General features: G+C 52.4%; 22 protein-coding genes. 7 read left to right on the top strand and 15 right to left on the bottom strand.

Annotated elements, in window-relative coordinates; translation table 11 throughout:
- Positions 1-51 precede the first annotated feature (51 nt).
- From flgL to flgB, 11 genes are all read right to left on the bottom strand, one after another.
- Positions 52-1,005 (bottom strand): flagellar hook-associated protein FlgL, encoded by a 954-nt coding sequence (gene flgL / locus ACJHW7_RS02125; RefSeq protein WP_044865245.1) that lies wholly within the window; start codon positions 1,003-1,005, stop codon positions 52-54.
- A gap of 11 nt (positions 1,006-1,016) precedes the next feature.
- Positions 1,017-2,660: a flagellar hook-associated protein FlgK gene (flgK, locus tag ACJHW7_RS02120; protein WP_040234669.1), complete on the bottom strand. Its 1,644-nt coding sequence runs from the start codon at positions 2,658-2,660 to the stop codon at positions 1,017-1,019.
- Between the two features lie 65 nt (positions 2,661-2,725).
- Positions 2,726-3,667: a flagellar assembly peptidoglycan hydrolase FlgJ gene (gene flgJ / locus ACJHW7_RS02115; RefSeq protein ID WP_040234668.1), complete on the bottom strand. Its 942-nt coding sequence runs from the start codon at positions 3,665-3,667 to the stop codon at positions 2,726-2,728.
- A complete protein-coding gene (gene flgI / locus ACJHW7_RS02110; protein ID WP_000589326.1) occupies positions 3,667-4,764 on the bottom strand; it encodes a flagellar basal body P-ring protein FlgI in 1,098 nt (365 codons plus the stop codon). Before flgI ends, flgJ begins: the two co-directional genes overlap by 1 nt.
- 11 nt (positions 4,765-4,775) lie before the next feature.
- A complete protein-coding gene (gene flgH / locus ACJHW7_RS02105; protein ID WP_001295442.1) occupies positions 4,776-5,474 on the bottom strand; it encodes a flagellar basal body L-ring protein FlgH in 699 nt (232 codons plus the stop codon).
- Between the two features lie 52 nt (positions 5,475-5,526).
- Complete coding sequence (flgG, locus tag ACJHW7_RS02100; RefSeq protein WP_000625837.1) at positions 5,527-6,309, bottom strand: flagellar basal-body rod protein FlgG; 783 nt, start codon at positions 6,307-6,309, stop codon at positions 5,527-5,529.
- Between the two features lie 171 nt (positions 6,310-6,480).
- A complete protein-coding gene (gene flgF, locus ACJHW7_RS02095) occupies positions 6,481-7,236 on the bottom strand; it encodes a flagellar basal-body rod protein FlgF (RefSeq protein ID WP_000349311.1) in 756 nt (251 codons plus the stop codon).
- 19 nt (positions 7,237-7,255) lie between these two features.
- Positions 7,256-8,461: a flagellar hook protein FlgE gene (gene flgE, locus ACJHW7_RS02090; RefSeq protein ID WP_040234667.1), complete on the bottom strand. Its 1,206-nt coding sequence runs from the start codon at positions 8,459-8,461 to the stop codon at positions 7,256-7,258.
- A gap of 24 nt (positions 8,462-8,485) precedes the next feature.
- Positions 8,486-9,181, bottom strand: a complete 696-nt coding sequence (gene flgD / locus ACJHW7_RS02085) for a flagellar hook assembly protein FlgD (protein WP_000020484.1) — start codon at positions 9,179-9,181, stop codon at positions 8,486-8,488.
- A gap of 11 nt (positions 9,182-9,192) precedes the next feature.
- A complete protein-coding gene (flgC, locus tag ACJHW7_RS02080; RefSeq protein ID WP_001196460.1) occupies positions 9,193-9,597 on the bottom strand; it encodes a flagellar basal body rod protein FlgC in 405 nt (134 codons plus the stop codon).
- A 3-nt stretch (positions 9,598-9,600) separates the two neighbouring features.
- Complete coding sequence (gene flgB, locus ACJHW7_RS02075) at positions 9,601-10,017, bottom strand: flagellar basal body rod protein FlgB (protein ID WP_000884702.1); 417 nt, start codon at positions 10,015-10,017, stop codon at positions 9,601-9,603.
- A 154-nt stretch (positions 10,018-10,171) separates the two neighbouring features.
- Here flgB and flgA point away from each other — a divergent pair, with 154 nt between their 5' ends.
- The 3 genes from flgA (at position 10,172) to flgN (ending at position 11,621) form a co-directional block, all read left to right on the top strand.
- Positions 10,172-10,831 (top strand): flagellar basal body P-ring formation chaperone FlgA, encoded by a 660-nt coding sequence (flgA, locus tag ACJHW7_RS02070; protein WP_021556703.1) that lies wholly within the window; start codon positions 10,172-10,174, stop codon positions 10,829-10,831.
- Between the two features lie 75 nt (positions 10,832-10,906).
- The gene (gene flgM / locus ACJHW7_RS02065) at positions 10,907-11,200 is read left to right on the top strand and encodes a flagellar biosynthesis anti-sigma factor FlgM (protein ID WP_000020884.1); all 294 of its coding nucleotides are present in this window, start codon (positions 10,907-10,909) and stop codon (positions 11,198-11,200) included.
- 4 nt (positions 11,201-11,204) lie between these two features.
- Positions 11,205-11,621: a flagella biosynthesis chaperone FlgN gene (gene flgN / locus ACJHW7_RS02060; protein WP_000197358.1), complete on the top strand. Its 417-nt coding sequence runs from the start codon at positions 11,205-11,207 to the stop codon at positions 11,619-11,621.
- Between the two features lie 39 nt (positions 11,622-11,660).
- Here flgN and murJ read toward each other — a convergent pair whose 3' ends face one another.
- The 4 genes from murJ to rimJ all read right to left on the bottom strand — a co-directional run bounded on the left by murJ (position 11,661) and on the right by rimJ (position 15,473).
- Entirely contained in the window at positions 11,661-13,196 is a 1,536-nt protein-coding gene (gene murJ, locus ACJHW7_RS02055; protein ID WP_001050672.1) for a murein biosynthesis integral membrane protein MurJ, read from the bottom strand.
- A gap of 109 nt (positions 13,197-13,305) precedes the next feature.
- Positions 13,306-14,229, bottom strand: a complete 924-nt coding sequence (locus tag ACJHW7_RS02050; RefSeq protein WP_000736162.1) for a Gfo/Idh/MocA family protein — start codon at positions 14,227-14,229, stop codon at positions 13,306-13,308.
- 1 nt (position 14,230) lies between these two features.
- Positions 14,231-14,878, bottom strand: coding sequence for a YceH family protein (locus ACJHW7_RS02045; RefSeq protein WP_021556702.1), 648 nt, complete (start codon positions 14,876-14,878; stop codon positions 14,231-14,233).
- A 10-nt stretch (positions 14,879-14,888) separates the two neighbouring features.
- Positions 14,889-15,473 carry a ribosomal protein S5-alanine N-acetyltransferase gene (rimJ, locus tag ACJHW7_RS02040; RefSeq protein ID WP_000468186.1) on the bottom strand — a complete coding sequence of 195 codons (585 nt, stop codon included), beginning with the start codon at positions 15,471-15,473 and terminating at the stop codon, positions 14,889-14,891.
- A gap of 235 nt (positions 15,474-15,708) precedes the next feature.
- On the opposite strand from rimJ, the gene mdtH reads away from it, so the two are divergent.
- The 4 genes from mdtH (at position 15,709) to pyrC (ending at position 19,474) form a co-directional block, all read left to right on the top strand.
- Positions 15,709-16,917 carry a multidrug efflux MFS transporter MdtH gene (gene mdtH / locus ACJHW7_RS02035; RefSeq protein WP_000092206.1) on the top strand — a complete coding sequence of 403 codons (1,209 nt, stop codon included), beginning with the start codon at positions 15,709-15,711 and terminating at the stop codon, positions 16,915-16,917.
- A gap of 63 nt (positions 16,918-16,980) precedes the next feature.
- Entirely contained in the window at positions 16,981-17,628 is a 648-nt protein-coding gene (gene grxB / locus ACJHW7_RS02030) for a glutaredoxin 2 (RefSeq protein ID WP_001612805.1), read from the top strand.
- 133 nt (positions 17,629-17,761) lie between these two features.
- Positions 17,762-18,322, top strand: a complete 561-nt coding sequence (locus ACJHW7_RS02025; RefSeq protein ID WP_021556701.1) for a lipoprotein — start codon at positions 17,762-17,764, stop codon at positions 18,320-18,322.
- 105 nt (positions 18,323-18,427) lie between these two features.
- Positions 18,428-19,474 (top strand): dihydroorotase, encoded by a 1,047-nt coding sequence (gene pyrC, locus ACJHW7_RS02020; protein ID WP_021556700.1) that lies wholly within the window; start codon positions 18,428-18,430, stop codon positions 19,472-19,474.
- Positions 19,475-19,531 lie beyond the last annotated feature (57 nt).

Genomic DNA, 19,531 nt, shown 5'->3' with positions numbered 1-19,531 from the left:
AGAGCAGGCAGACAAAACATACCCAGTTTCATGATATGTTTTAAAGCGAAATTATTTGTTGAGCTGGAAGAGCGACAATCCCTGCATATCGGTAAATGCTTTATACGATGCCTGCAATGCCGTTTGCTGCATGATGTAAGATGAAATAGTTGCATTCCAGTCCACATCAACCAGATCGCTCATCTGCTGCGTTTGCCCTAAAGCGCGATCGCTACCTAATGAATCCAGCGACTCCAGTTCGTTCAGTTGCGTGCCTAATTCCGCGCGAACGGTAAGGACATTATTCAGCGAGTTTTTCAGTCCACGGTTGGTTTTATCCAATGCCGCAGCGGCGATTTCTTTATCCGCCTCGCTATCCGCGACCGGCGTTTTCAGGGCTGCGATGGCGCTATCCAGCATAGCAAAAAGATTGGTTTCAGAAGCGCTACCGTCTGGTTCCGCTACCGCGTTGCTGGTAATACTGTCGAAAATTTTGTCACCCGTGTGCCCTATCACCATCGAACGCGAAGCATCGACCTGTTGTTTAATACTTTCTGCTCCGCCAACATATTCGCCGTCTGCCTCACTAAACGGCGCAGTTTCTGTTTTATAACCGGCAAAAATGTAGCGCCCGTTACCGTCAGTGGTGTTCGCCAGATTCAGCAACTGGTCACGAAGCCCCTGAATATCCGTAGCCAGCGAGGCCCGGTCATCGTCACTCAAGGTGCCATTGCTGGCGTAGACAATTTTTTCCTGAGCATTCTGGATAGCGGTGGTGACCTGGCTAAGTACACTCTCTTCCAGTGACACTTTTTGAGTGGCGAAAGTACGTGCCAGCGTGTACTGGCTGTTTTGCGCCTGTGCCTGGGAGAGAACAACAGCTTGTGATGCAGCAATGGGATCGTCTGAAGGGTTAACGACTCGCTTACCCGTCGACATCTGCTCGCCGTACTTCATCCATTCTGCCTGAGAATTGGTGATGCCGCGCATGTTTTGCTGGTACATCATCTGGGTACTGAAACGCATTTTATCTCCCCTTAGCGAATGTTAATCAGCGCATCAAAAATCGCGTTTGCCGTCTGCAGAACCTGCGCATTCGCCAGGTAATACTGCTGAAAACGTTGCAGATTTCCGTACTCCTCATCGAGATTGACACCGGAAATCGACTGCTGCTGATTGGAAAGCTGCGTCACCACATTACCTTGCGTGGTGCTACTGGTTTTCAACGTCGCGGTTTTATTACCGATATCACTCACTAACGAGGCATAAGCGTCGTTAAAGGATTTCGCACCGCCCACCGTTTTACTGTTGCTTTGCAGATCCAGCAGGGCCTGACCGTTGCGGTTGTCGCTATCACCCGCATCTTCTTCGCTCGCCATCGCTATTTTCGCTTCGTCGGTGATTAATACATCCATGTTGACGATGGCGTCACTTACTGGTTTCAGCGTGAAGCTGTCGTTAACGGCAGGCGTTCCTGTAAACGTCAACTCCAGACCATCAAATGCCACTTTACCGTTGGCATCTGGCGTCACCGTAAAAGTGGTATTGCTGGCAAGGCGGGTGACCTGCCACTGATTATTATCGAACGAGATTTTGTAATCTGTCGCCAGTACCGCGGAGGCATCAGTTACCGTGGCACCGATCGCAACGTTACCTTTGTTTTTCGTGTTTTGCAGAACCGCGGGCTTACCGATAGCAAAGAAATCTTCACCCTCATCGCCGTTGGCATCAAATCCGGCTTTGTGTTGGGTGTTGAAAGCCTCAGCAAATGCCAGCGCCAGTTGTCCAAGCGTATTACGCGTCTGGTCCAGATCCTGAGAACGGAATGTCAGAATGCCGCCCAGCGACCCGGTATTCAGTAATTTCTCCGGGATCTCAATATTGCCTGCCGTCCCATCAACATAAGTGACAGTCGTACGAGAAGGGTCGGCGCTGGAAGGAACTGCCGCCAGTTGCCGCGCCGTACTTCCCTGAACCAGTGAGTAACCATTGGCCATCGTGATGTTATAAGTGCCGCCATCCTGAACGCTGACTTCTACACCAACAATCTGGTTTAATTCGCTCACCAGTTGATCGCGTTGATCCAGCAGATTGTTAGGTGACGCCCCTGCCCCCACGCCTGTCAGACGCGAGATTTGATCGTTCAGGCTGGCAATTTGTTTAGCGTAATTGTTGATCTGATCAACGCTGGCACCTATCGCGATATTGACCTGTTTGTCCTGGTCGCGAAGATACTGATCGGTGGTTTTAAACTGATTCACCAACCCTTCTGATTTCCCAATCAGCGCCTGGCGCGCTGCCGGGTCTTCCGCGTTACTCACCAGCGTTTGCAGGCTGGTGAAGAAATCCTGCATCTGTGTTGCCAGCGAAGAGGTACTGGTGGAGAGCATATTGTCGATTTTCGACATCTGCTCATAGCGGGCAGTCAGGCCGCTACTTTGCGTCTGCGCCGCACGTAACTGGTTGGTAATAAACGCATCATACTCACGCTGCACACCAGAAACGTAGACACCATTGCCAACCCAGCCGCCAGCGCCCAACGTGCTATTGGCCTGCGCCATAATAGTGGTTTGGCGGGTATATCCGGCAACGTTATAGCTGGAGATATTATTACTTGCTGTATTTAACGCCGCCTGGGCCGCGTTCAGTCCGCTCATGGCGTTATTGATCAAGCTGGACATGGAGGTTCCTTATAAGCCTTCAATTACAGAGTATTATCGGCAGCACCCCGCCGGACTTGAGTTATTCAGAACAGATTATCAATGTTCATACTGTAGGTTTTGCTCACCTTGTCGCTTATCGATTTCATCTGCTGAATCATGTTGGTGAGTTTACGGGCATAGTGAGGATCGGTGGCATAGCCCGCGTCCTGTAGGGCCTGCGCCCCCTGTTCCGCACTCGCGGCGGTCGTCACGGCAGCGTAGCGCGGGTTACGTGTTAACAGCCCAACGTAATCCGACAATGCTTCCAGATACGAGCTGTAGACCCGAAACTTCACTTTTACTTTCTTCGCTTCGCCGTTTTCATATTCAGTCGTGGTAATTTCAGTGACTGGCCCTTTCCAGTTGCCAGAGGCTTTGACACCAAACAGGTTATAGCTCGGTTCGCCGTTTTCGCGGCGGATTTGTCGTTGCCCCCAGCCAGATTCCAGCGCCGCCTGAGCGAGGATCAAATGATGTGGCACACCGCTTTGCTGGCTTGCCAGTTGGGCGGGCAGCGAGAGTTGCGCGAGGAATGCTTTACTGTCACCCGGCAGCGAATCATCGTAGTTACGTGGCACGGCCTTTTGCACCAGCTGCGAAAGCGCCTGATTTTGATAACGCACCACGGTTTCGAGCGGGAATTTCATCGGTGCTGCTGGCGTGGACTCCTCTGGCAATGGTTGTTCTGGCGTCATCTGCTTAACCATCATCTCTGCAAGCCCCAGACCTTTGCCCGCCGTCATCTGTTGGGCAATCTGCTGGTCATACATACTGGTATACAGGCGAGTGTGCTCGCTGCTGAACAGGCCATCTTTTGGTAAAGCGTCGCGCATGCTTTTCAACATCATCTGCACGAACATCCCTTCCACCTGACGGGCCACCGGACGGATATTTGCCGCCGGATCTTCGCTCGCTTTCGCCTTTAGTTCGTTGAGTGATTGCGCATCCCAGGCCGCACTTGCCAGTAGTTTGCTGTCGCTGATCATCAGATGATTTCCAGTTTTGCCCGCAGACATCCCGCACTTTGCATTGATTGCAAAATAGACATCAGATCCATCGGCGTAGCGCCCAGCGCATTGAGCGCACGCACCACGTTATTGAGGCTGGCGCTGGAACGTACGCTTTGCAGCGAACCGCCGCTCTGGCGTAAATCGATCTGCGTTTGTGGCGTTACCACGGTCTGTCCGCCACCAAACGGTGTATCTGGTTGGCTGACATTGGCCTGACGATTTACCGTAACTGAGAGATTCCCCTGCGCTACCGCGCAGCTGTCGAGGGTCACTTCGCGATTCATCACCACCGAACCGGTGCGCGAGTTAATCACTACTTTAGCGTCCTGCGGGGTGACATTAACCTGCATATTCTGGATATCTGCAAGGAAACGGACCTGGGAACTGTTGCCACTTGGTACGCGCACCTGAATAGTCCGCGCATCCAACGCGGTGGCGCTGCCATATCCACGCACTCGGTTGATGGTGTCAGCGATTTGCTGCGCCATGCTGAAATCTTCGTCGTTAAGTTGCAAATTAAGGGTATTCCCGACGCCAAACTGGCTGGGCAATTCACGTTCAATAACCGCACCATTGGTGATCCGTCCACCATTCAGTTGGTTCACCTGAACACTGCTACCGCCAGCGGAGGCTCCTGCGCCGCCAACCAGAATATTGCCCTGCGCCAGCGCATACACCTGACTGTCAACGCCCTTAAGCGGAGTCATCAACAATGTGCCGCCACGCAGGCTTTTGGCATTTCCCATGGAAGAAACCACCACGTCAATGGTTTGCCCCTGACGTCCAAACGGTGGAAGTGACGCCGTCACCATTACCGCAGCAACGTTTTTTAGCTGCATATTGGTGCCCGTCGGAACGGTAATTCCCAGCTGTGAGAGCATGTTATTAAGCGTTTGTGTGGTAAACGGCGTCTGGGTTGTCTGGTCACCGGTGCCATCCAGCCCCACTACCAGGCCATAGCCAATCAGTGAGTTTTGCCTTACCCCCTGAACACTGGTGAGATCGCGAATACGCTCAGCCTGAGCCGCCGTCGTAACCAGTAGAAGAATTAATGCAGAGAGAAATTTAATCACCACAGCCTCACTTACATTGGCGACAGGTTAAGGAAGAAACGCTGCAACCAGCCCATATTTTGCGCTTCGTTAATGTAGCCATTGCCTACGTATTCAATGCGCGCATCCGCCACCTGAGTAGACGGTACGGTATTGCTGCCGCTGATAGTGCGTGGATTAACCACGCCAGAGAAGCGAATAAATTCGGTACCCTGATTAATGGCAATCTGTTTTTCACCCACCACATGCAGATTGCCGTTGACCAGTACCTGGTCAACCGTCACCGTCAACGTGCCGCTAAAGGTATTGCTGGCATTGGCCCCGCCTTTTCCGTTGAACGTGTTACCACCGGAGGCTTCGACATCGGCACGAGCGTTACCAAACAGCCCCTGCAAATAGCGCGGCACAGTATCAAAGCCAAAATTAGTTTTACCGTCACGGCTGGCATTCGCAGAGGAGCTTTTGCTGGCGCTGACGTTCTCCTGCAACACGATGGTCAGCGTATCGCCAATATTGCGTGGTCGACGATCTTCAAACAGCGGTTGATAGCCATAGTTAATCGGCTGAGCAGACTGGAAAATAGAACCGTTGGCGACGGGCGTCGGACCGGGAACCGGTTGTGCACTGGTCGCCCCCTGCACCAGCGGCGTGGAGGGTATCCAGGCGCAGCCGGTTAGTGAAAGCACCAACAAGCTGGAAATGGCATAAGTATGCGCAGCGTTTTTTTGCATGGCTATCATCTTCAAAAATCAATAAACCGGTGAACCTGCCACCGGTTATGCCTTAGAGTTGCGTCAGTTTTTGCAGCATCTGATCGGTGGTGGACACCGCTTTACTGTTGATTTCGTAAGCGCGTTGCACCTGAATCATATTGACCAGTTCTTCCGCCACGTTGACGTTAGACGTTTCAACGTACCCTTGATACAGCAGTCCCGCACCGTTCAGGCCCGGCGTGCTTTCGTTCGGTGCACCGGAGGATTGCGTTTCGGTGTAGAGGTTTTCGCCAATGCTCTCCAGCCCGGTGTCATTCATAAAGGTGGTGAGATTGAGCTGCCCAACCTGAACCGGAGCTGCCTGGCCTTGTTGGGTTACGCTGACCACGCCATCACGACCGATGGTGATACTTAACGCATTCGCCGGAATGGTGATCGCTGGCTGCACCTGAAAACCACCAGCCGTCACCAGCTGCCCGTTCTGATCCACCTGGAAAGAGCCGTCACGGGTATAGGCTGATGAGCCATCTGGCAACATCACCTGGAAAAAGCCCTGCCCTTTAATCGCGACATCTTTGCTGTTGTTGGTCTGCGACAGGTTGCCCTGGCTGTGTAAGCGTTCAGTGGCGACCGGGCGTACCCCCGTGCCGATTTGTAATCCGGAGGGTAAGGTGGTTTGTTCGGAAGACTGTGCCCCCGGCTGGCGAATGGTTTGATAAAGCAGATCTTCAAACACCGCACGCTGACGCTTAAAACCGTTAGTACTGACGTTTGCCAGGTTGTTGGCAATGACGTCCATATTGGTTTGCTGGGCGTCAAGGCCCGTTTTGGCGATCCATAATGAACTGATCATAAAATGTCCTGTAGTGGATTAGTGACAAAGTGCATATGTCTTCTTGCCGGATGCGGCGTAAACGCCTTATCCGGCCTACAAGAGCTCGCAAAATCGATAAATTGCGATTGCCCCCATAGACCCGATAAACTTGCGCATCGGGCAACTTATACTTGTCATGTATCCTTTCAATTAACTCATCGACAGCAGTTGGTTGGCACGGCCTGCGTTATCATCGACGCTGCTGATCACCTTCATCTGCATTTCAAAACGCCGCGCGCTGGCAATCATGTCGCTCATTGCCGCAACGGCATTGACATTACTGCCTTCCAGAACCCCCGACATCACACGCAAGGTTGGATCTGCCTGCAGTACCGGTCCACGTGTAGCCTGGCTTTCTGCGCTTAAACGAAAAATGCCGTCGTCACCGCGCTGGACTTCGCTGCCCGTGGCTTTCACCAGCTTCAGACGCCCCACTGGCGCAACCGTATTTGCCGGATCGCCCGGATTGAGCGCCGAGATTGTGCCATCGGCAGCAATCGTGATTTCCGCCCCTTCCGGCACAGCAATTGGCCCCGCCTCGCCTATCACCGGATGCCCCTGAATTGTCAGTTGCCCGGTGGGATCAACCTGAATGCTGCCATTACGCGTATACCCTTCGCTGCCGTCAGCGGTCTGCACGGCCAGCCAGCCATCCTGCTGCAACGCAACGTCCAGCGGGCGCGAGGTGTAATCCATCTTGCCGGGCGTCATGTCTGCACCCGGTGTTGACGCCGTTACCAACGTGCGCGTAGGCAGTGAAAGCCCTTCCACCGGCACTGCGCGCAAGGCGTTTAACTGCGCACGAAAACCGGGCGTAGAGGCATTGGCCAGATTACTGGCGGTTACCGCCTGTTGATTCAGCGTCTGGCTGGCTGCACCCATCGCAGTATAAATTGCGTGATCCATTGAGCTATCCCGTCAGCGATTAGCGTAAGTTAACCAGCGTGTTGAGGATCTGGTCCTGGGTTTTGATGGTCTGGGCGTTAGACTGATAGTTACGCTGGGCAACGATCATATTGACCAGTTCTTTACTGAGATCGACGTTGGACGCTTCCAGCGCACCGTTGGTCAGGGTGCCAAAGTTGCCCGTCCCGGCTGTCCCCAACAGCGCCACGCCAGAAGATTGCGTCGCAGACCAGACGTTGTCGCCTTCGGATGCCAGACCTTCGTTGTTGGCAAAGTTCGCCAGTACAATCTGCCCCAGCAGTTGGGTTTGTTCGTTGGAATAGTTGCCGACAACCGTACCGTCATCATTGATTTGATAACTCACGAGATCGCCCGGTTTGTAGCCGTTCTGGGTGGTTGCCACAATGTTGTTAGCGCCGGTATTTTGCTGCATGGAGTTGAGGAAGCTCAGGCTAAACGTGGCGGGATCTGCGCCGTTAATTGCGCCAGTGGTAATATTCTCTGTTGGATTTGAGGTCAGAACGCCATTGGAATTAAACACCAGCGTCATTGCATGGTCAGCTGTGCCTGTTGGATCACTGCTATCCTGGGTGTAGACCTCCCAGTTATTATCCCCGGTCTTCACAAAGTACACGCTCATGTCATGAGCATTACCCTGACTATCGAAAACAGTCACCGAACCTTTTTTGTTATAGCTATCCGCATTGCTGGCATCAAATGCGTTAACAGAGGGAAGCGGATCGCTGGAATTCAGGTTGATCTGCATCGACGCCGTGGTGGTAGTTTTCGCTGCCATCAGGGTATTCGGGATCGAAATGTTAGTCGGATTCGCCCCTTGCTGAATAGTTGGCGGCGTACCGGTTGCCGGGTAACCCGTCAGCTGTAAACCTTGCATATTCACCAGGTTACGGTTTTCATCCAGCTTAAATTGTCCGTTACGGCTGTAGAACACCGAACCGTTGCTGTCTACCAGACGGAAAAAACCGTTCTGGCTGATAGCAACGTCCAGACCTCGCCCGGTGTTGGTGGTCGTGCCATCGGTAAAGTCCTGAGTGATACCGGCAACCTTTACCCCCAGTCCCACTTTCGAACCGGCAAACATATCGGCAAAAGAGGCCGTGCCTGATTTAAAGCCGTAGGTGGCGGAGTTGGCGATATTGTTGCCAATAACATCGAGGTTGGTGGCGGCAGCGTTTAATCCGCTAACCGCTTGAGAAAAGGCCATGACTGACTCCTGAAATGTGAAGGCTTAAATTATCTGCCGTACTTCGTCGAGGGTGGTGGTGCCGTAAGTGCCGAGATCCAGCGTATTACCGTTGTTGCCGCGGATCACACCCTGCACCAGAGCAAACTGCAGCGGCTGGGCAACCAGTTGTGTACCACCGTTACTGGCGCTAATCGCTACGTTGTAAGAACCGTTCGGCGCAGTGCTGCCGTCAGTCAACGTACCGTCCCAGGTGAAACTGTGGACTCCGGCGGTCAGTTCACCAATATCAATGGTGCGCACAACCGCGCCATTTTTATCGGTGATGGTGGCCGTAACTTTGTCTGCCGCCTGTTGCAGCTCAACACCAAACGGCGTGGTCGTGGTCACAGCCCCTTCTTCACTGCCGGTTCCCGCAAGAACAGTGGTGCCGGGGATCATCACGCCGTGACCGATCAGGTTACTGGCCTGTAACGACTGGCTGTTATCAATCTGTCCGGAAATAGATCCGAGCGTGGTATTGAGTTTTTCAATCCCGCTGACCGTGCTGATTTGTGCCAATTGCGACGTCAGCTCGTTGTTTTCCATTGGATTGGTCGGGTCCTGGTTTTTCAGCTGCGCCACCAACAAAGTCAGAAAACTGCTTTGTAAATCTGCGGCGTTGCTGCCCGTGAGCGAACTACTGCTGGTGGTACTGACGCCGGTATTTGTCGGATCGGTGGTGGTTACCGCAATGGACATAGCTTTCTCCTTTATTGACCGAGCGTAAGGGTTTTCAGCATCATGCTTTTCACCGTGTTGAGCACTTCAACATTGGCCTGATAGCTGCGTGACGCCGACATGGTGTTAACCATCTCTCCGACAACATCAACGTTCGGCATTTTTACGTAGCCCTTTGCATCCGCCAGCGGATTACCCGGTTCATAAACCAGTTTGTCCGGGGCCTGACTTTCTATAACATCGGCAACCTTTACGCCGCCTGTCGCAGCACCTGGTGCAGCGTTAACCTGGAATACCACCTGTTTTGCCCGATATGGCTGTCCATCGGGACCGGTCACGCTATCAGCATTCGCCAGATTACTGGCCGCCACGTTCAGGCGCTGGGACTGGGCAGTTAACGCCGATCCGGCGATATCAAAAATATTCAGCAGTGCCATCCGTTAATTTCCGCTCTGTAAAACGTTCATCATGCCTTTGATTTGCCCGCTCAACGCACTAAGGCTCATCTGGTATTGCAGGCTGTTATCGGCAAACTGGGTGCGTTCGCGATCCATATCGACGGTATTACCGTCAAGCGAAGGCTGGTCCGGAATACGGTATTGCAGTTCTGCGGTAGGAGGCGTCAGCGCCTGCGCCGGAATGTGTTGCGTTGAGGTCATCGTCAGAGCAACCACACTGGTTGCATCCCGTCCACGTTGCATGACTTTTTTAAGTTCACTGGCAAAATCGATATCGCGCGCCTGATAACCAGGGGTATCGGCATTGGCGATGTTTGCTGCCAGCACTTCCTGACGCTGGGCGCGCAGATTGAGCGCCTCTTGTTGAAAACGTAAGGCGGCGTCGAGCTTATCGAGCATATCTCCTCCGCAGGTATCAAAATTCTGCCATCAGCTTAAATGCCTTTACGCGCGCGTTATCGACGGAATAAACGCAAAATGGGTCGCTATTTATGCCGTTGATGGTCATTGCGGACAGGTACAATTCACGTTGTAGAAATGGCTGGGGGCGAAAATGCTGACAATAAAACGTAGCGTGGCGATCATCGCGATACTGTTCAGTCCGTTAAGTGCGGCGAGCAATCTCACATCGCAATTGCAAACCTTTTTTAGCTCCCAGCTCGCAGGGATAAGTGATGAGGTTCGTGTTTCTATTCGTACAGCGCCCAATCTACTACCGCCGTGCGAGCAGCCATTGCTTTCGATGAGCAATAATTCCCGCTTGTGGGGCAATGTGAATGTGTTGGCACGCTGCGGTAACGACAAACGATATTTACAGGTTAATGTGCAGGCCACAGGAAATTATGTGGTTGCCGCGATGCCCATTGTGCGAGGAGGAAAGCTGGGAGCTGGCAATGTCAAACTGAAACGCGGACGGCTGGATACCCTGCCGCCGCGTACGGTGCTGGATATCAATCAACTTGTTGATGCCGTTAGCCTGCGCGATCTATCACCCGATCAACCTATCCAGTTAACCCAGTTTCGCCAGGCATGGCGGGTAAAAGCGGGACAACGCGTCAACGTGATCGCCAGCGGTGATGGGTTTAGCGCCAACGCAGAAGGTCAGGCGCTGAACAATGCAGCCGTCGCACAGAATGCGCGGGTGCGCATGGTATCTGGACAGGTAGTCAGCGGCGTTGTTGATGCAGATGGGAATATTCTTATAAACCTGTAAGCTGTTAAAGATTACCCGTCCCTTGCCGATAAATAAGCAACACATGATAAAAGCGCCCTCAATGAGGAATAAACCATGAGTATTGATCGCACTTCGCCTCTGAAGCCCGTAAGCACCGTTCAACCGCGCGAAACCACTGACGCGCCGGTAACGAACACCCGGGCGGCAAAAACAACAGCATCCACCAGCACCAGTGTGACGTTAAGCGACGCGCAAGCAAAACTGATGCAACCCGGCAGCAGTGATATCAATCTTGAACGTGTCGAAGCGTTAAAACTGGCGATTCGTAACGGTGAACTAAAAATGGACACCGGCAAAATTGCCGATGCGCTGATCAACGAAGCGCAGCAAGACTTGCAGAGTAACTGATCGTATGACACGTCTTGCAGAGATCCTCGACCAGATGTCCGCTGTGCTTAACGATCTCAAAACGGTAATGGATCAAGAGCAGCAACATCTCTCTATGGGGCAGATCAACGGCAGCCAGTTGCAATGGATTACAGAACAAAAAAGCTCACTGCTGGCAACGTTGGATTACCTCGAACAGTTACGCAGGAAAGAACCCAATACAGCAAATAGCGTTGATATTAGTCAACGCTGGCAGGAAATTGCTGTGAAAACGCAGCAACTACGCCAAATGAATCAACATAACGGCTGGTTACTGGAAGGACAGATTGAGCGCAATCAACAGGCGCTGGAAATGTTGAAACCGCATCAGGAACCGACGCTATATGGGGCGAACGGTCAGACCTCAACAACCCATCGCGGCTGTAAAAAGATTTCGATCTGAAGATTATCTCCGGCCTGCACTGCAGGCCGGAATGCATTGTTACACCGTCCGGCGGGCAAATTCTTTAACTTTGAAGCCCAGTACCGCCAGTGCAGCGAAGTACGCGGCAATCCCCGCCAGCACGACCGCCATTAAACGCAGCAAGCGCCAGGGCATGGTACCCAATGACCACTCCGGCATGATATGTAACATACCTAAAAGCACGCCAGACATCACCAGTACCGCCACCACCAGACGCAACAGAAACGCCATCCAGCCAGGTTGCGGGGTAAAGATTTTCTGCTTACGCAACTGCCAGTAAAGCAGCGAAGCATTCAGACACGCCGCCAGACCAATAGAAAGTGACAGCCCGGCATGTTTCAACGGACCGATAAACGCCAGGTTCATCAATTGCGTTAAAATCAGCGTAACGATGGCAATTTTCACTGGCGTTTTAATGTCCTGGCGGGAATAAAAGCCAGGAGCCAACACTTTCACTACAATCAGGCCAATCAAACCCACCGAGTAGGCAATTAACGCCCGCTGGGTCATCAGCGCATCAAACGCGGTAAATTTACCGTACTGGAACAGCGAAACGGTCAACGGACCTGAAAGAATGCCCAACGCAACCGCACTCGGCAGCGCCAACAGGAAACAAAGACGCAGCCCCCAGTCCATCAAACGGTTGTATTCATCATGATTGCCACTGGCAAAACTTTTCGACAGCGACGGCAGCAAAATGGTGCCAAGCGCCACGCCCAGCACACCGGACGGAAACTCCATTAAGCGGTCGGCGTAATACATCCACGACACCGAACCGGAAGCAAGAAACGAGGCAAAAATGGTGTTGATGATTAAGGAGATCTGGCTCACAGAGACGCCAAGGATCGCCGGTCCCATCTGTTTCACCACGCGCATTGCTCCGGCATCGTGGAAGTTAATGCGTGGCAAAACCAGCATGCCGATCTTCTTCAGGTGCGGTAGCTGATACACCAGCTGCAGGATGCCGCCGACCGTAACAGCCCACGCCAGCGCCAGCACCGGTGGGTTAAAGTACGGTGCGGCAAACAGCGCGAAACCAATCATGCTGATGTTAAGCAGTGTTGGCGCAAACGCCGGAATCGAGAAGCGGTTCCACGTATTCAGAATCGCTCCCACCAGCGACGCCAGGGAGATCAGCAAGATATAGGGAAAGGTAATCTTTAGTAGCTGGCTGGTCAGGGCAAATTTGTCAGCTGTGTCAGCGAAGCCTGGCGCGGTCACCATGATCACCCACGGTGCGGCGAGCATGCCAGCAACCGTCACAACCGCCAGCGCAAGTGTCAGCAGGCCAGAAACATAAGAGACAAAGACCCGCGTGGCGTCTTCACCCTGCTTACTTTTATATTCCGCCAGAATCGGTACAAATGCCTGGGAAAATGCCCCTTCGGCAAAGATACGGCGTAACAAGTTAGGAAGTTTAAAAGCGACGAAAAAGGCGTCGGTTGCCATCCCTGCGCCAAAGATTCTGGCGACAATTGCGTCACGTGCGAAGCCAAGCACACGCGAAAACATGGTCATCGAGCTGACGGCGGCCAGCGATTTTAATAAATTCATCGGTGTTCTAATCCAGACCCACGGGCAAAACGCCTGCAAGGCAGGCGCTGAAAGAGGCGAATAGTCTACCTGGATTATGGTGAATTGCTACCGCCAGATGTTACAGGGTTTATTCACTCATCGCATCGCGCCAGATCTTGTCAACGATACGTTGCGCCAGCACGGCCTGTTCGCCGGCGGTTTGCGGAACTGTCTGATTTTGCACACATTCAATGAAGTGCCGCGCACAGCCGACAAATCCACGTTGCTCAAGCGTGCTCTGCCAACCAGGAATCGGTTTATTCACTACACCCTGCCCACGCTCCTCACGCCATTCGCGCATTTCCGTAATGTCGATGAGCGCACCGTCAGTCACGGCCTGCACGGTTTCACGCTGACTTCCGGCACGGCGATGCATACAGGTGGTGATCTGCAAAGGACCGGCCGAAAAATGGTGCTCGGCAAACAGCATTTCGCCAGCGTCGTTAGTCAGTAGCGTACCGCCATCCAGAGAGGCTTTGCCGCCCGACAACCACAGCGCGGTATCCACCACATGCAGATAATCATCCAGCAACGTGAAATAAAGATCGTGTGGCCCGACGCTATTGCTACGATGTTTATCCATTCTTAGCGAGGCTGCGGTGGCGAGTTGCGTTTTTAACTCACCGTAGAGTGGTGCGAAACGACGGTTAAAACCGACCATCAACGTCAGTTTTTTCCGCGCCGCCAGTTCCACCAGCCGTTCAGCATCGCGCAGATTTTCTGCCAGCGGTTTATCGACACAGACATGTACCCCCGCATTGAGTAACGTACTGACCACGTCAAAGTGACTGGCGGTGCTGGAATGTACAAAAACCGCATCGCAACTGGCGGCAAGGCTGGATAACGAATCGGCATAAGGAATGCGCCAGCTTTCACAAATTGGCAGGGCTTTCGCGCGCGTAGGCGACCAGGCTCCTTGTAACGTCCAGTCAGACGCTGCCGCCAGCACCGGTAACCACGCTTTTTGCGCAATGCCGCCTAATCCCACTACGCCGATACGTAATTTTTTCACTTTAATCTCCCAGGTGGGCCAGCAACGAATCAAGACGCTGTTTCAGTTCTGCCACTTCGATTTCCAGGGCTTCAACGCGGGCCTGTAAATCACCGTCAACCGCGCTCGACATATCCGTTACCGCCGGCTGATCCTCTACCTCACCACTGAAAAGATGCATGTAGCGGCTTTCGCGTTTACCCGGTTCGCGGGCCAGACGCACCACAAAAGGACCATCTTCGCGATTCGCCAGTTGTTCCAGCGTCAACTCCACTTCCGCCATATCGCTGAATTCATACATTCGCGCGGCGCGGCTGCGCAGTTCACCCGGCGTCTGGGCACCACGCAATAACAACGTGGTGATTAACGCCACTTCTGCGGCGCTCAGTTTCAGATCGCCAAATTCTGAATTACAAAAACGTTGCTCATATTTGGTGACCCGATTACCAAAACCGCTCACTGTGCGTAGATAATGACGTTTGACCAGATTATCCAGCTGTTCCTGCACTTCAGATTCACTCAGATTCATGACCGGTTCACGGTTCGTTTTCTGATTACAGGCCGTGACTACACCATTGACTGAGAGCGGGTATTGCTCCGGCGTGGTCACCTGCTTTTCCAGCAAGCAACCAATCACACGAGCTTCCAGGGCAGTAAGTTGATATTTCATGAGATTCTCCTTAGCGGCCGGGCGTCCAGTCTGGGGTAGTTAATGCCGTCAGTACGTGATCGCGCCATTGTCCATCAATCAACAGATAGTCTTTCGCATAGCCTTCTTTTTCAAAACCCAGTCGCGCCAGTAAATCACCGCTGCGTTTATTGTGCGGCATATAATTAGCCATAATGCGATGAATATGTTGGGTGCGCTGCATATAACGAATGGCTGCGGTCAGGGCTTCAAACATGAGTCCTTTGCCCTGCCATTTTTGCCCAATCGAATAACCGAGATAGCAGGCATGAAAAGAGCCGCGAACAACATTGGAAAAATTGGCAACGCCAATAATCTCTTTTTCGTCCGGGTCGAATAAGCCAAAGTAGAAAGCTGAACCTTGTTTATGAAATTCGTTAATCATCCCCAGCCTGGCCTGCCAGCCTGATGGATAACAGTGGCTTTCGTCGCGCACTGGCTCCCAGGGCTTGAGGAAATGGCGATTCTCTGCGTAATAATCCGCAAGACGCCAGGCATCACGATCATGCACCAGACGCACGACCAGTCGGTCTGTGGTTAAGCGCACTTTTGGCACGTTACTGCGATAGCCAAACATTCTATACCTACTCCTTCCCGTAACGTCTTTAATACGCTGTAAGTATTACTATACCTGCGCAACCAGACCCTGTGAAAAGTCCAAAATGCCATTTTCTGCATTATTCACATATTTGATAAAAACTCTCTATCAAAGCGACGTTTTGATAAAAAAATATTGTCCCCGAAGTGATGGGAAAAGTCTTAGCGGCAATGCAGAATAGAAAGTGCTCATCTTTTATTTCCCGGGAGGGGAAATGTCCCGCGTGTCGCAGGCGAGGAACCTGGGTAAATATTTCCTGCTCATCGATAATATGCTGGTCGTGCTGGGGTTCTTTGTTGTCTTCCCTCTGATCTCTATCCGCTTCGTTGATCAAATGGGCTGGGCCGCCGTCATGGTCGGTATTGCTCTCGGTCTACGCCAGTTTATTCAGCAAGGTCTGGGTATTTTCGGCGGCGCAATTGCCGACCGCTTTGGTGCCAAACCGATGATTGTTACCGGTATGCTGATGCGCGCCGCCGGATTCGCCACAATGGGTATCGCCCACGAACCGTGGCTATTGTGGTTTTCATGCCTGCTCTCGGGACTCGGCGGCACGTTGTTTGATCCGCCGCGTTCGGCGCTGGTGGTGAAACTAATCCGTCCACAACAGCGTGGTCGTTTTTTCTCGCTGTTGATGATGCAGGACAGTGCCGGTGCAGTCATTGGCGCATTGTTGGGGAGCTGGCTGTTGCAATACGACTTTCGCCTGGTCTGCGCCACAGGGGCAGTTCTATTTGTGCTATGTGCGGCGTTCAATGCGTGGTTGTTACCAGCATGGAAACTCTCCACCGTACGCACGCCCGTTCGCGAAGGCATGACCCGCGTGATGCGTGACAAGCGTTTTGTCACCTATGTCCTGACGCTGGCGGGTTACTACATGCTGGCTGTACAAGTGATGCTGATGCTGCCAATTATGGTCAACGACGTGGCTGGCGCGCCCTCTGCCGTTAAATGGATGTATGCCATTGAAGCGTGTCTGTCGTTAACGTTGCTCTACCCTATCGCCCGCTGGAGTGAAAAGCATTTTCGTCTGGAACACCGGTTGATGGCTGGGCTGTTGATAATGTCATTAAGCATGATGCCGGTGGGCATGGTCAGCGGCCTGCAACAACTTTTTACCCTGATTTGTCTGTTTTATATCGGGTCGATCATTGCCGAGCCTGCGCGTGAAACCTTAAGTGCTTCGCTGGCGGACGCAAGAGCTCGCGGCAGCTATATGGGGTTTAGCCGTCTGGGTCTGGCGATTGGTGGCGCTATTGGTTATATCGGTGGCGGCTGGCTGTTTGACCTGGGCAAATCGGCGCACCAACCAGAGCTTCCGTGGATGATGCTGGGCATTATTGGCATCTTCACTTTCCTTGCGCTGGGCTGGCAGTTTAGCCAGAAACGCGCCGCGCGTCGTTTGCTGGAACGCGACGCTTGATTTGATACTCCCCCCTGACTCCTCCATACTGAAAGTGAACTGACAGCCAAATGGAGGAGTCACGTGAAGCTATACATTTACGATCACTGCCCTTACTGCCTCAAAGCCCGCATGATTTTCGGCCTGAAAAATATCCCCGTCGAATTACATGTTCTGCTCAACGACGATGCAGAAACACCCACCCGGATGGTCGGTCAAAAACAGGTTCCCATTCTGCAAAAAGATGACAGCCGCTATATGCCAGAAAGCATGGACATCGTTCACTATGTCGATAAACTCGACGGCAAACCGTTACTGACCGGCAAACGTTCCCCTGCCATTGAAGAGTGGCTGCGCAAGGTCAATGGCTACGCCAACAAACTGCTGTTGCCGCGTTTTGCCAAATCGGCATTTGATGAGTTTTCTACTCCCGCCGCGCGCAAATATTTCGTCGACAAGAAAGAGGCCAGCGCGGGTAATTTTGCCGACCTGCTGGCCCACTCTGACGGTCTGATTAAGAATGTCAGCGATGATTTACGTGCGCTGGACAAACTGATCGTCAAACCGAACGCCGTGAATGGCGAACTTTCGGAAGATGATATTCAGCTATTTCCGCTACTGCGTAATCTGACGCTGGTAGCCGGAATCAACTGGCCAAGCCGCGTTGCTGATTACCGCGATAATATGGCGAAACAGACACAAATCAATTTGTTATCATCAATGGCGATTTAATCCTGACCCGCCGCGGCAGCCTGTATTCGCGGGTTGCCGCCGTTTTCAGTTTTTTCTGCTGGCGAGTCTATCGCTGGTGACACATGCTGCGTTGTGTCAGGATATTGACGCAGATTTCATGTCGAGGACTACCATGAACAAGTTTTTATTTGCCGCTGCATTGATCGTCAGTGGCCTGCTCGTTGGCTGTAATCAACTCACCCAATACACCATCACCGAACAAGAAATTAACCAGTCGCTTGCGAAACATAATAATTTCTCAAAAGATATCGGTTTACCCGGCGTGGCTGACGCCCATATTGTTCTGACAAACCTGACCAGCCAAATTGGTCGCGAAGAGCCGAATAAGGTTACCCTAACCGGAGACGCCAATCTGGACATGAACTCCCTGTTCGGTAGTCAGAAAGCGACCATGAAACTGAAGCTGAAAGCGCTGCCCGTGTTTGATAAAGAAAAAGGTGCGATCTTCCTGAAAGAGATGGAAGTGGTCGATGCGACGGTACAACCGGAAAAAATGCAAACGGTGATGCAAACGTTGCTTCCCTATCTGAACCAGGCATTACGCAATTACTTTAACCAGCAACCTTCTTACGTCCTGCGCGAAGATGGCAGCCAGGGCGAAGCAATGGCGAAAAAACTGGCGAAAGGCATTGAAGTGAAGCCAGGCGAAATTGTCATTCCATTTACTGATTAATCACGAGGGCGCATTCGCGCCCTTTATTTTTCGTGCAAAGGAAAACGTTTCCGCTTATCCTTTGTGTCCGGCAAAAACATCCCTTCAGCCGGAGCATAGAGATTAATGACTGCACCATCCCAGGTATTAAAGATCCGCCGCCCAGACGACTGGCACCTTCACCTCCGCGATGGCGACATGTTAAAAACTGTCGTGCCGTATACCAGCGAAATTTATGGACGGGCTATCGTAATGCCCAATCTGGCTCCGCCCGTGACCACCGTTGAGGCTGCCGTGGCGTATCGCCAACGTATTCTTGACGCCGTACCTGCCGGGCACGATTTCACCCCATTGATGACCTGTTATTTAACAGATTCGCTGGATCCTAATGAGCTGGAGCGCGGATTTAACGAAGGCGTGTTCACCGCTGCAAAACTTTACCCGGCAAACGCAACCACTAACTCCAGCCACGGCGTGACGTCAATTGACGCAATCATGCCGGTACTTGAGCGCATGGAAAAAATCGGTATGCCGCTACTGGTGCATGGTGAAGTGACACATGCAGATATCGACATTTTTGATCGTGAAGCGCGCTTTATAGAAAGCGTGATGGAACCTCTGCGCCAGCGCCTGACTGCGCTGAAAGTCGTTTTTGAGCACATCACCACCAAAGATGCTGCCGACTATGTCCGTGACGGAAATGAACGGCTGGCTGCCACCATCACTCCTCAGCATCTGATGTTTAACCGCAACCATATGCTGGTTGGAGGCTTGCGTCCGCACCTGTATTGTCTACCCATCCTCAAACGCAATATTCACCAACAGGCACTGCGTGAACTGGTCGCCAGCGGTTTTAATCGAGTATTCCTCGGTACGGATTCTGCGCCACATGCACGTCATCGCAAAGAGAGCACCTGCGGCTGCGCGGGCTGCTTCAACGCCCCAACCGCGCTGGGCAGTTACGCTACCGTCTTTGAAGAGATGAATGCTCTGCAGCACTTTGAAGCATTCTGTTCTGTAAATGGCCCGCAGTTCTATGGGTTGCCGGTCAACGACACATTCATCGAACTGGTACGTGAAGAGCATCAGGTTGCTGAAAGCATCGCACTGACAGATGACACGCTGGTGCCATTCCTCGCCGGGGAAACGGTACGCTGGTCCGTTAAACAATAAAAATCGTAGCTTCCTGTTGTCATTAGGTTATTTTACCTGTATAAATAACCAGTATAT

The sequence above is a fragment of the Escherichia sp. WS1152 genome, assembly GCF_046487665.1.
Taxonomy (GTDB): Bacteria; Pseudomonadota; Gammaproteobacteria; order Enterobacterales; family Enterobacteriaceae; genus Escherichia; species Escherichia coli.
Note: the sequence above shows the minus strand (reverse complement) of the source record. Positions and strands in the feature narration are given on the sequence as shown.

What these genes read in the sequence shown, in the direction of transcription:
- flgA (WP_021556703.1), top strand. Translation starts at nt 10,172, where the DNA reads ATGCTGACAATAAAACGTAGCGTGGCGATCATCGCGATACTGTTCAGT.
- flgH (WP_001295442.1), bottom strand. Translation starts at nt 5,474, where the DNA reads ATGCAAAAAAACGCTGCGCATACTTATGCCATTTCCAGCTTGTTGGTG.
- flgD (WP_000020484.1), bottom strand. Translation starts at nt 9,181, where the DNA reads ATGTCCATTGCGGTAACCACCACCGATCCGACAAATACCGGCGTCAGT.
- flgG (WP_000625837.1), bottom strand. Translation starts at nt 6,309, where the DNA reads ATGATCAGTTCATTATGGATCGCCAAAACGGGCCTTGACGCCCAGCAA.
- flgN (WP_000197358.1), top strand. Translation starts at nt 11,205, where the DNA reads ATGACACGTCTTGCAGAGATCCTCGACCAGATGTCCGCTGTGCTTAAC.
- pyrC (WP_021556700.1), top strand. Translation starts at nt 18,428, where the DNA reads ATGACTGCACCATCCCAGGTATTAAAGATCCGCCGCCCAGACGACTGG.
- flgE (WP_040234667.1), bottom strand. Translation starts at nt 8,461, where the DNA reads ATGGCCTTTTCTCAAGCGGTTAGCGGATTAAACGCTGCCGCCACCAAC.
- flgF (WP_000349311.1), bottom strand. Translation starts at nt 7,236, where the DNA reads ATGGATCACGCAATTTATACTGCGATGGGTGCAGCCAGCCAGACGCTG.
- rimJ (WP_000468186.1), bottom strand. Translation starts at nt 15,473, where the DNA reads ATGTTTGGCTATCGCAGTAACGTGCCAAAAGTGCGCTTAACCACAGAC.
- flgL (WP_044865245.1), bottom strand. Translation starts at nt 1,005, where the DNA reads ATGCGTTTCAGTACCCAGATGATGTACCAGCAAAACATGCGCGGCATC.
- flgJ (WP_040234668.1), bottom strand. Translation starts at nt 3,667, where the DNA reads ATGATCAGCGACAGCAAACTACTGGCAAGTGCGGCCTGGGATGCGCAA.
- ACJHW7_RS02045 (WP_021556702.1), bottom strand. Translation starts at nt 14,878, where the DNA reads ATGAAATATCAACTTACTGCCCTGGAAGCTCGTGTGATTGGTTGCTTG.
- flgK (WP_040234669.1), bottom strand. Translation starts at nt 2,660, where the DNA reads ATGTCCAGCTTGATCAATAACGCCATGAGCGGACTGAACGCGGCCCAG.
- flgM (WP_000020884.1), top strand. Translation starts at nt 10,907, where the DNA reads ATGAGTATTGATCGCACTTCGCCTCTGAAGCCCGTAAGCACCGTTCAA.
- murJ (WP_001050672.1), bottom strand. Translation starts at nt 13,196, where the DNA reads ATGAATTTATTAAAATCGCTGGCCGCCGTCAGCTCGATGACCATGTTT.
- flgB (WP_000884702.1), bottom strand. Translation starts at nt 10,017, where the DNA reads ATGCTCGATAAGCTCGACGCCGCCTTACGTTTTCAACAAGAGGCGCTC.
- ACJHW7_RS02025 (WP_021556701.1), top strand. Translation starts at nt 17,762, where the DNA reads ATGAACAAGTTTTTATTTGCCGCTGCATTGATCGTCAGTGGCCTGCTC.
- mdtH (WP_000092206.1), top strand. Translation starts at nt 15,709, where the DNA reads ATGTCCCGCGTGTCGCAGGCGAGGAACCTGGGTAAATATTTCCTGCTC.
- flgC (WP_001196460.1), bottom strand. Translation starts at nt 9,597, where the DNA reads ATGGCACTGCTGAATATTTTTGATATCGCCGGATCGGCGTTAACTGCC.